10 protein-coding genes are annotated in these 10378 nt (G+C 71.7%); 4 read left to right on the top strand and 6 right to left on the bottom strand.

What is annotated here, in order from left to right; all coding sequences use genetic code 11:
• The 6 genes from VGD44_RS08265 to cofE form a co-directional block, all read right to left on the bottom strand.
• Nucleotides 1–416 (bottom strand): enoyl-CoA hydratase-related protein (locus VGD44_RS08265; RefSeq protein ID WP_331085777.1); only part of this gene is annotated, 416 nt, incomplete at its 3' end.
• Nucleotides 413–1141, bottom strand: a complete 729-nt coding sequence (locus VGD44_RS08260; RefSeq protein WP_331085775.1) for a DUF2889 domain-containing protein — start codon at nt 1139–1141, stop codon at nt 413–415. The genes VGD44_RS08265 and VGD44_RS08260, both read right to left, overlap by 4 nt.
• Nucleotides 1138–3459: a 5-amino-6-(D-ribitylamino)uracil--L-tyrosine 4-hydroxyphenyl transferase CofH gene (cofH, locus tag VGD44_RS08255; RefSeq protein ID WP_331085773.1), complete on the bottom strand. Its 2322-nt coding sequence runs from the start codon at nt 3457–3459 to the stop codon at nt 1138–1140. Before cofH ends, VGD44_RS08260 begins: the two co-directional genes overlap by 4 nt.
• Nucleotides 3456–4100 carry a 2-phospho-L-lactate guanylyltransferase gene (cofC, locus tag VGD44_RS08250; protein WP_331085771.1) on the bottom strand — a complete coding sequence of 215 codons (645 nt, stop codon included), beginning with the start codon at nt 4098–4100 and terminating at the stop codon, nt 3456–3458. Before cofC ends, cofH begins: the two co-directional genes overlap by 4 nt.
• On the bottom strand, nt 4097–5068 hold the full coding sequence (gene cofD, locus VGD44_RS08245) for a 2-phospho-L-lactate transferase (RefSeq protein ID WP_331085769.1): 972 nt from the start codon (nt 5066–5068) through the stop codon (nt 4097–4099). Before cofD ends, cofC begins: the two co-directional genes overlap by 4 nt.
• Entirely contained in the window at nt 5065–6474 is a 1410-nt protein-coding gene (gene cofE, locus VGD44_RS08240; protein WP_331085767.1) for a coenzyme F420-0:L-glutamate ligase, read from the bottom strand. The genes cofD and cofE overlap by 4 nt, the downstream gene beginning before the upstream one ends.
• A 156-nt stretch (nt 6475–6630) precedes the next feature.
• Here cofE and VGD44_RS08235 point away from each other — a divergent pair, with 156 nt between their 5' ends.
• The 4 genes from VGD44_RS08235 to VGD44_RS08220 all read left to right on the top strand — a co-directional run.
• Nucleotides 6631–7041, top strand: a complete 411-nt coding sequence (locus VGD44_RS08235) for a Zn-ribbon domain-containing OB-fold protein (RefSeq protein WP_331085765.1) — start codon at nt 6631–6633, stop codon at nt 7039–7041.
• Nucleotides 7042–7051: 10 nt separating this feature from the next.
• A complete protein-coding gene (locus VGD44_RS08230) occupies nt 7052–8194 on the top strand; it encodes a thiolase family protein (RefSeq protein WP_331085763.1) in 1143 nt (380 codons plus the stop codon).
• 33 nt (nt 8195–8227) lie between these two features.
• Nucleotides 8228–9496, top strand: a complete 1269-nt coding sequence (locus tag VGD44_RS08225) for an acyl-CoA dehydrogenase family protein (RefSeq protein ID WP_331085761.1) — start codon at nt 8228–8230, stop codon at nt 9494–9496.
• 16 nt (nt 9497–9512) lie between these two features.
• Nucleotides 9513–10378, top strand: an 866-nt coding sequence (locus VGD44_RS08220; protein ID WP_331085759.1) for an acyl-CoA dehydrogenase family protein, incomplete at its 3' end; no start/stop codon positions are given.

Raw genomic sequence — 10378 nt, 5'->3', positions numbered from 1 at the left:
ACCGGCGGGTAGCCGATCTGGGCGTCCTCGGCGACGTAGACCAGGTCGCAGGCGGTCGCGAGCTCGGAGCCGCCGGCCAGGCACCAGCCGTGCACCTGGGCGATCACCGGCTTGGCGAGATCCCAGACCTTGAAGCAGCCTTCCACGACATGCCGGGCCCAATGCCCCGGGCCGCCGGCGGTGTCATATGGGAAGGGCGGGCGCGTGCCGCCGGCCAGATCATACCCGGCGGAGAAGCAGCTCCCGGCGCCGCGCAGGATCGTCACGCGGACATGCAGGTCGGCGTCGGCCGCCTCCAGGGCCGCGAAGACCTGGCCGCGGAGCTCGTTGGAGAGCGCATTGCGCTTGTCGGGTCGGTTCAGGGTCAGCCGCCGGACCATCGGCGCCGGCTCGTCGATCAAAAGGACATCGCTCATGGCAGGTCTCCGGGCGGCGGCGCGGCCAATGGGCCGGGCCCTGTCGAGAAGTCGCGCACCGAACCGTAGCGCCGGGCGGCGTGCTCGGCCACGCCGGGGCGGAAGACGAAGCAGGCCGGCGCACGGCGCATCGCCTCGGCGGTAGGGAAGCGGTCGACGTCCAGGCCGCGCGCGGCTGCGAGCCCGATGGCGCGGCGCAAGATGAGCAGGACCTCGGCCTCGTCGGCGGGCAGGCTCTTGAGCGCGCCGCTGCGGAAGGCGGCCGGCCGTTGGCCGCGGCGTTCGGCGGGCTCGGCGATCACCCCATCCTGCAGCGTCCAGCCGGCGAGCGGGGCGCCGTCGCACAGCAACTCCGCCTCGACACGGCCGGCGACGGGGTCGGTGACCGTGACATCGTAGCGGCGAGCGCCAGGGCCGCGGGCCGCCTGGGCGACGGCGAGGCCCGCCATCTCCAGCATGTGGGTGCATTGGCCGAGGGGGTCGAGGTGGCGGTAGATCGCGGTGGGGTGGGCGTCGACCGCCAGCCCGCGCAGGTCGTCCAGGGCGGCGCCCGCCATCGGGCACAGGCTCCAGGGATAGCGCACCGCCTGGCCCTCGGCGTGGGTGACCCGGCCGTGCGCGTGGCGGACGGTGACCAGGAAGTGGTGGTAGTCGTCTTCGATCTGGGCGACGGCCTGGCCGTCCGCGGCGCGGATGCGGATCGCGCGGCGGTAGCAGCCGGTCATTCGGCCGCGACCGCCTCGGGCCGCGGCCTTGGCTCGCCGTAGAGCGTGGTGCGCTGGCGCAGCGGCCGGCCTGCGGACGCGGCCGCGCGCCGCAGGTCGGCGACGGTAGTCTCCTGGCCATGGGCGGCGCCGGCCGCGCGGCTGATGGACTCGTTCATCAGCACCCCGCCCAGGTCGTTGACCCCGGCGTTCAGCAGGGCGGCGGCGCCGTCGAGACCCAGCTTCACCCAGGAGGCCTGGATCGAGCCGATCGCCCCGTGCAGCACGATGCGGGCGACCGCATGCATCAGCACGCTCTCGCGCCACGTCGGCCCGCGACGGGCCTGGCCGCGGAGATAGACGGGCGAGGCCATGTGCACGAAAGGCAGGGGCACGAACTCGGTGAAGCCGCCGGTGGTGAACTGCTGGCCACGGATGGCGAGCAGGTGCCGGGCCCAGTGCTCGGGCCGGTCCAGGTGGCCGAACATGATGGTCGACGTGGTCGGCAGCCCGACCTGATGCGCCGCCCCGACCACCTCGAGCCATCCAGCGGTGGAGAGCTTGTCGGGACAGATCTGCGCCCGGACCTCGTCGTCGAGGATCTCCGCCGCCGTGCCGGGCAGCGAGCCCAGGCCTTCGTCCTTCAGCCGGCGCAGGTAGTCGGCCACCGGAACACCCAGGGTCGCCGCACCTTGGCTCACCTCCAGCGGCGAGAAGGCGTGGACGTGCATGTCCGGCTGGGCCGCCTTCACCGCGCGCAGGATGGCGATGTAGGTGTCGCCGGTGTACTTCGGATGGATGCCGCCCTGGAGACAGACTTCGGTGGCGCCCTTGGCCCAGGCCTCGCGGACTCGGCTTCCGATCTCGTCCAGCGGAAGGTCGTAGGGCGTGTCCCGCAGGCCAGCCTTGGCCGAGGTCTTGGAGAAGGCGCAGAAGCTGCAGCTGTAGGTGCAGATGTTCGTGTAGTTGATGTTGCGGTTGACGACGTAGGTCACGGTCTCGCCCGAGACGCTGCGGCGCAGCTCGTCAGCGCAAGCGACCACCGCCTCGGCGGCCGCGCCGCGGGCGGAGAAGAGGCGCACGATGTCGGCTTCGGCGAGCGTCCGGCCCGCCGCCGCGCGGGCGAGTATGGCGTCCAGGCTTGGGTTGGGAACCAGGGCAGGCGCGGTCCCGAGCGGGCGTTCCGGCGTCCCCGGAGCGGTCTCGGCCATGCCGGGGCTCCACGTCGTATCGCGCGCCAGGCCCTCGGCGTCGGCCAGCTTGCGCACCGCCTTGGCGACCCCCGGGTCGAGCCAGCGGGCGGCGTCCTGCACGAACCTTGGATGGGCGGTGAGGCGCTCCACGAGCGGCCGGCCGGCGGCCGCGCACTCGGCCCCCAGCGCGGCGATCTCCGGCCAGGGCGCCTCGGGGTTCACATGGTCGATGGTGACCGGCGAGATGCCGCCCCAGTCGTCCAGGCCGGCGTCGATCAGGGCGCCCGCGCGACCGGGATTGAGGTTGGGCGGCGACTGGACGCTCACGTCGGCCGGCATCACCAGCCGCGCCGCGGCGACGGTCCAGAGCAGCTCCTCCTCCGACGGCTCGGGCCAGTCGGCCATCCCGGTGCCGGGCTTGGCGCGGAAGTTCTGGATGATGACTTCCTGCAGATGGCCGTGGCGGCGGTGCAGCGCCCGCAACAGGATCAGGGCGTCGATCCGCTCGGCGCGGGTCTCGCCGATGCCGATCAGGAGCCCGCTGGTGAACGGGACCCCCGCCGCGCCGGCGGCGTCGATCGAGGCCAGCCGGACCACCGGCTGTTTGTCCGGGGAGCCGAAGTGGGCGCCGCCGCGCCGGCAGAGCCGGTCTGACGCGCTCTCCAGCATCAGGCCCATCGAGCCGGAGACGCGGCGCAGCCGGTCGTAGTCGTCGGCCGTGAGGACACCGGCGTTGATGTGCGGGATTAGGCCGGTCTCGGCGAGCACCCGTCCGGCGACGTGCTCCAGGTAGTCGACCGTGGTGGCGAAGCCCATCGTCTCGAGCGCGGTCCGCGCCGCCGCGTAGCGCAGCTCGGGCTTGTCGCCGAGGGTGAAGAGGGCCTCCTTGCAGCCGGCCGCTGCGCCGTCGCGGGCGATCTGCAACACCTCGTCCGGGCTCAGATAGGCCGAGGCCAGCCGCCGCGGGGCCTTGGCGAAGGTGCAGTAGCGGCAGACGTCGCGGCAGAGCTGGGTGAGCGGGATGAAGACCTTCCGCGAGTAGGTCATCCGCTCGGGCCCGCGCGCGTCACGGACCCCGCGCGCCTCGGCGGTCAGGTCTTCCAGGCGCGCGGAGAGCAGCCGGTGGCGCAGGACCGCGTCGCTCATGCCGCCACCCTCCAGCCGCGCAGCAGTTCCGCCGTCGCCCCGCCGCGGCTCATCGCGCGGTGGGAGTCGAGATCGGCGGGGCGGTCGATATCGAAGCCGAGGCTGGCCGCGCGGACGACCTCGGCGGAGAGCCCGAGTGTGCGGGCCGCCGCCAGGTGCTTGCCGAAGCTGCCGGGCCCGAAGGCCAGGGGAAGCGGGACGTCCGCGCGCAGAACCAGTCCGCCCGTGCCGCCGTCGGCGCAAGCCGGCGCCAGAACCAGCCGATCCGGACCGGCCGCCTCCAGGCAGGCCTCCAACTCGGCCGGGTCGAGGTCCGGCAGGTCACCGGGCAGCAGCACCAGGGTGGCATCGGGGTCGGCCGCCGCGATCCGCCGGCGGGCGCGGTCGAAGGCGGCGTTCAGGTCGCCCGTGTCCTGCTCCAGGATCACCACGGCGCCGGCCCGCGCCGCGCGGCGCGCCAGCGACGGTGTCGGGGTCGTCACATAGGTCCGCAGCACCGCCGGGCAGGCGGCGAGCGCCGTCAGCATGTCGGCCAGCATCGCCTCGACCAAGGCCTGCCGCTGCTCGGGGCCCAGCCGTCCCGCGAGCCGGGACTTCGCGCTGGGTCCTCCGCGGACGGCGATCACGACATCGGCGTTCACGAAGCCCTCCTTTGCGTGCGTGGCTCGAGCTCGAACGCGAAGGCCAGGGTTTCGCGCGCCAGGCGGATGCGGTCGTCGTCGGAACGCATCACCGCGCCCGTGGCCAGGGTCGGCAGGCCCAGGGTGCGCAAGGCCTCGGCCTCGTCGGCGTCCTCGCCATCGACGACCAGGCCGGACAGCAGGCCGCGGTAGTGGCAGACGATCGCCGTGACGCTGGGCTCGGCGCCCAGCTCCAGCATCAGCTTCGCCGCCGGCCCCTTGAGCGCCCGCCCGCCGACGATCGGCGACACTGCCACGACGGGCGCGTTCAGCGCTTTCAGCCCGGCGCGGACGCCGGGCACGGCCAGGATCGGGTCGATGCTGAGGTAGGGATTGGACGGGCAGACGATCACGGCGGCCACGTCGCGCCGCGCAAGCGCCCCCTGCAGCGCGGGCGATGGCCTTGCAGCCGTCGCGCCGTCGAAGCGCACGCCAGTGGCGACCGGCCGGCACTGCTTGCCCACGAAGTAGCGCTGGAAGGCCAGCTCACCGTCCGCGGTCTGCACGATGGTCCGCACCGGATCGTCCGACATCGGAACCACGGCGTGGCGGATGCCGAGCGCGCTGGTCAGGGCCGCGGTGATCTCGGACAGGGTCTCGCGCTCGGCCAGTCGCCGGGTGCGCTCCACATGCATGGCGAGGTCGCGGTCGCCGAGATTGAACCAGCCCTCGCCGCCCAGCCGCTTCACCTGGTCCATGAACGTCCAGGTCTCGCCCGCCAGGCCCCAGCCGCGCTCGCGGTCCGCCAGGTCCGAGAGTGTGTAGGCCACGGTGTCGATGTCGGGCGAGACGTGCAGGCCCATGTGCACGAAGTCGTCGCCCGTGTTGACCACCAGGGTCAGGTCGTCGGGTGGCAGGATGCGGGTCAGGCCGAACGCCAGCTTGGCTCCGCCGACCCCGCCGCAGAGGGCGATGACATGTCCGCTCATCGGAACAGGTCCTTGTCCAAAGGACGCAGCAGCTCGCCGATCCCGGCTACGTCGTCAGGATCATACGTGGCGCCCCGGACGATCGCGACAGGCGTGCCCTCGGCGGCCTCGCCCATCACCAGGGAAGCGGCCGCCGCGATCTCGTCGGCGACCCCGATCACGGTGGCCTGCAACTCGCGGCCGAACAGGTCGGGCTCTCCACGGCGGTCGCGCAGCGGCTTCAGGCCGGCGCTGCCGATGGCCGAGCCCATGGTGCCCATCCGCCAGGCGCGGCCGAGGCTGTCGGAGATGATCACCGCTAGCCGGACGCCGGTCGCGGCGGTGAGGGCGGCCCGGAGGCGGCGGGCGCTGGAGTCCGGATCCTGTGGCCACAGCAGGACGCTGGGATCCTCGGCGTCGCCGACGTTGGAGGCGTCGATCCCGGCGTTGGCCAGCACGTGGCCGGTGCGGTGCCGCGTGATGATCACGCCGGGCGCGACGCGCATCAGCTCGCTGGCCTCGGCGGCGATCAGCTCGACGACGGCGGGGTCCTTGTCGGCGCGGGCGGCGGTGTCGCGCGCGTCCGGGCCGGGCTGCACGCCTGACAGCCGGACAGTGCGGCCTTCCACCTTGGAGACCACCTTCTGGGCGACGACGACGACGTCGCCGTCCTGCAGCGGCTCGCCGCCGGCCGACAGCGCGGCGGCGATAGCGCCCGCGAGATCGTCGCCGGCCGAGAAGAGCGGCAGGCCGGCCACGGCCCGCACCGAGAGGGACGCCGCGACCGGGGCGTCCTTGGGCCGGCCGGTGATGCGCACGCCCGCCTGGGCGATCTTGTAGCGGCGGTTGATCTGGATCAGCAGCGAGGTCATGGCCTCGGCGGCGGCGGAATTCGCCAGCGGACCGACGTGCCAGCTCCGCAGACCCAGTTCACCGAGCATCGCCCGCACGGCCTCCGCCGCCTCGGCGTCGTCGCCAGCCACCAGCACGTCGGCGTCGATCGCGCCGCCGGACGCAAGCTTCTCGGCGCCGATGGTCTGCAGGGCAGAGACCACCCGCACGTCAGGACCCAGGGCCGCGGCGGCTTCCACGGCCGCGCAGCCGACAGCCGGCAACTGCACCGTGCCGACCTTCGGCGGGCGCAGCGGGACGGTGGTGTCGACGACGATCTTGCCCTGAACGGCGTCACGGATCTGGGCCAGGGTCTCGGCGTGTGCGGCGTAAGGGACGGTGAGCACCACCATTTCGGCCTTGGCCGCCGCCTCGGACAGGCCTGCCCCGAAGAGCCCCGGCCGTTCGGCGGCGAACGCCTCGGCCTTGGCCGCGTCGCGCGAGCCCACCCACACCTCGTGACCGGCGGCGGCAAGGCGGCCGGCGAGGGCCGCGCCGAGCGCACCTGTCCCGCCGATGATCGCAAAGCTGGTCAACCGCCGCTCCCTCTGCGCACCGCGCTTCTTTTGGAGAAGCTAGCAGCCCATTCGAGCCGCGCGCCTCCCGTTCTTGTTTTTCTGACGAGGACTATAGACTCTCATAATCATCATGATCAATATGCTGAAAACAAGTGTTCGAGGGAGGAGCACGAGATGGCGCTTACGCCCATCGCGGACGGCCTGTTCGAGGTCGCCGACGGTGTCGCCCACCTGATCGGCGGCCGGCGCAAGAGCGACGGCCGGATGGTCTTTCCGCTGCCGACCGGCTCGGAGGGCGGGAACTACGACGCCGTGCGGCTGTCGCCCGAGGGCCGGCTGTGGTCGTTCACCGTCCAGCGTTTCCGGCCAAAGTCGCCGCCCTATGCGGGGGCCGAGGACGACAAGAGCTTCCAGCCCTATGCGCTGGGCTACGTGGAGCTGCCCGGCGAGGTGATCGTCGAGAGCCGCATCGAGACCGACGACTTCGCCGCCCTGAAGATCGGCGCGCCCATGCGCCTGAAGCTCGTCCCGTTCCGCAAGGCCGGGGGCGACGTGCTCGCCTACGCCTTCGAACCCGTCGCCTGAGGAAGCCGTCATGACCAACGTCCACATCGTCGGCGCGGGGATCCATGCCTTCGGCCGCCATGACGACAAGTCCGGCCTCGACCAGGGCGTCTTCGCCGCGCGAGAGGCGCTGGCGGACGCTGGGCTCGCCTGGACCGACATGCAGTTCGGCTTCGGCGGCTCGTCGGCTGCCGGCAACGCCGACGCGGTGCTGCCGCGGCTGGGCCTGACCGGCATCCAGTTCGTCAACGTGGCCAACGGCTGCGCCACCGGCGGCTCGGCGCTGCTGGCCGGCTACTGGGCGATCAAGTCGGGCGAGTTCGACCTCGGCGTCGTGGTCGGCTTCGACAAACACCCGCGCGGCGCGTTCAACCCGGAGCCTGCCGACTGGGGCCTGCCCGACTGGTACGGCGACATCGGCTTGATGCTGACCACCCAGTTCTTCGGCAACAAGATCAACCGCTACATGGGCCTGCACGGCATCACCCCGACCACGCTGGGCCGGGTAGCGGAGAAGGCCTTCGAGAACGGCGCGCGCACGCCGCACGCCTGGCGTCGCGAGCCCGTCGGCCTGAACGCGATCATGAGCTCGCGGATGATCTCCGACCCGCTCACGCAATACATGTTCTGCTCGCCGGCCGAGGGCGGGGCGGCGCTGATCCTGGCTTCGGATCGGAAGATGAAGGAACTCGGCCTCGCGGGTCCCAAGGTGCGCGGCGCGGCCGTGCGCACCCGGGTCAACGGCTCGTTCGAGGTGTTCTCGCCGTCGCTGGACGTGGAGCGCGGGCCCTCGCCGACCCAGCTGGCGTCGAAGGCCGCCTACGAGATGGCCGGCGTCGGCCCGTCGGACATCGACGTCGCCCAGCTGCAGGACACCGAGAGCGGCGCCGAGATCATGCACATGGCCGAGAACGGCTTCTGCGCCGACGGCGAGCAGGAGCGGCTGCTCGAGGAGGGCGCCACGCGCCTGGGCGGCAAGCTGCCGGTGAACACCGACGGCGGCTGCCTGGCGTGCGGGGAGCCCATCGGCGCCTCCGGCCTGCGCCAGGTCTACGAGAACGTCCAGCAACTGCGCGGCCGCGCCGAGGGCCGCCAGGTCGAGGGCGCCCGGATGGGCTACAGCCAGGTCTACGGCGCGCCCGGCCTGTCCGGCGTCGTGATCCTGGAAGCCTGAAAACCAAACCAAAGCGGCCAGGGAGGCCCTCACGTGATCTTCGAACACTCCGAAGAGACCAAGCAGCTGATCGATCGCGTCCAGCGGTTCATGGACGAGCACATCTATCCGAACCGCGAGCTCTATCTACGCCAGGAGCACGAAGGGAACCGCTGGAAGGCGGTGCCGATCGTCGACGAGCTGAAGGTCAAGGCCAAGGCCGAGGGCCTCTGGAACATGTTCATGCCGCCGCACAGCGGCCAGGTCCATGTGGACGACACCTTCGTCTTCGAAGGACTGCAGCTGACCAACCTGCAGTACGCCGCGGTCGCCGAGCTGATGGGCAAGGTGGGCTGGGCCTCGGAGGTGTTCAACTGCTCGGCGCCGGACACCGGCAACATGGAAGTCCTGATGCGCTACGGCACGCTCGCGCAGAAGGAGCGGTGGCTGCGGCCTCTGATGAACGGTGAGACCCGCTCGTCCTTCCTGATGACCGAGCCGGCGGTGGCCTCGTCCGACGCCTCCAACATCGAGACGCGCATCGACCGCGACGGCGACCACTACGTGATCAATGGGCGCAAGTGGTTCTCGTCCGGCGCCGGCCATCCGCGCTGCGACGTCTACATCCTGATGGGCAAGACCGATCCCGGCGCCCGGACCTACAACCAGCAGTCCATGATCCTGGTGTCGCCGGACACCCCCGGGGTCACGATCGAGCGGATGCTGCCGGTGTTCGGCTACGAGCACGAGAGTCATGGCGGCCACGCCCAGGTGCTGCTCGAGAACGTGCGCGTGCCGGTCGAGAACATGCTGCTGGGCGAGGGGCGGGGCTTCGAGATCGCCCAGGGCCGCCTGGGGCCGGGGCGCATCCACCACTGCATGCGCATCATCGGCGCCTGCGAGGTGGCGCTGGAGAAGATGTGCACGCGCCTGCTCTCGCGGGTGGCGTTCGGCAAGGCCATCGCCGAGCACTCGGTTTGGGAGCAGCGCATCGCGGAAGCGCGCATCGACATCGAGATGTGCCGCCTGCTCTGCCTGAAGGCCGCCTACATGATGGACGTCGCCGGCAACAAGAGCGCGCGCGGCGAGATCGCCATGATCAAGGTCGCCGCCCCGCGGATCGCCTGCAAGGTGATCGACGACGCGATCCAGGCCCACGGCGGCGCGGGCGTCACGGCGGACTTCGGCCTGGCCGAGCTCTACGCCTCCAACCGCATCCACCGCATCACCGACGGCCCCGACGAGGTGCACGCCCGCACCGTGGCGCGGATGGAGCTCGGCAAGTATGCCGCCCCGGCCGCGTCGCGGCAGGTCGCGGCCTGAAGGCTGGACGACCACGATGAGCGAAGCCCTGGATACGGACCTCGCCGCCTTCCAGGCGGAGGTGCGGGCGTTTCTCGATGAAGCCCTGACGCCGGAGCTGCGCGCGCTGACGGCGCGCCAGGCCGGTGTCTTCTCCGAGGGCGAGCTGTGCCGCCGCTGGCACCGGATCCTTTACGAGCGCGGCTGGGCGGCCCCCTCGTGGCCGAAGGAGTACGGCGGGCCGGGCTGGACGCCCATGCAGCGCTTCATCTTCGCCGACGAGTGCGTGAAGGCCGGGGCGCCGGTGTTGCCGGCGATGGGCCTGCAGATGTGCGGTCCGGTGCTGATGCGCTACGGCACGCCCGAGCAGAAGGCGTTCTTCCTGCCGCGCATGCTGTCCGGCGAGCACTACTGGTGCCAGGGCTATTCCGAGCCCCAGTCGGGGTCGGACCTGTCCTCGCTGCAGATCCGAGCGGTCCGAGACGGCGACCACTACCGCGTGACCGGCTCGAAGCTGTGGACGACGCACGCCCACTACGCGAACTGGATGTTCCTGCTGGTGCGTACCGCGACCGGGGGCAAGCCGCAGGCTGGCATCAGCTTCCTGCTCACCCCGATGGACGCGCCCGGCATCACCGTGCAGCCGATCATCTCGATCTCGGGCGAGCACGAGGTGAACCAGGTCTTCTTCGACGACGTCCGCATCCCAGTGACCAATCTGGTCGGCGAGGAGCATCAGGGCTGGACGGTCGCCAAGGCGCTGCTGGAGTTCGAGCGCGGCGGCGGGGCGGCGGCCAGCGGCCTGCGGGCCCAGCTGCGGGCGGCCCGCGCGATCGCCGAGGCGGAGGGCTGGTGGAGCGAGGAGCCTGCGTTCCGGCTGCGCTGGACCGAGCTGGACGTCGA

The organism is Phenylobacterium sp. (assembly GCF_036402295.1).
In the GTDB taxonomy this organism is placed as follows: domain Bacteria; phylum Pseudomonadota; class Alphaproteobacteria; order Caulobacterales; family Caulobacteraceae; genus Phenylobacterium.
This window is presented reverse-complemented; position numbering and strand designations above follow the sequence as displayed.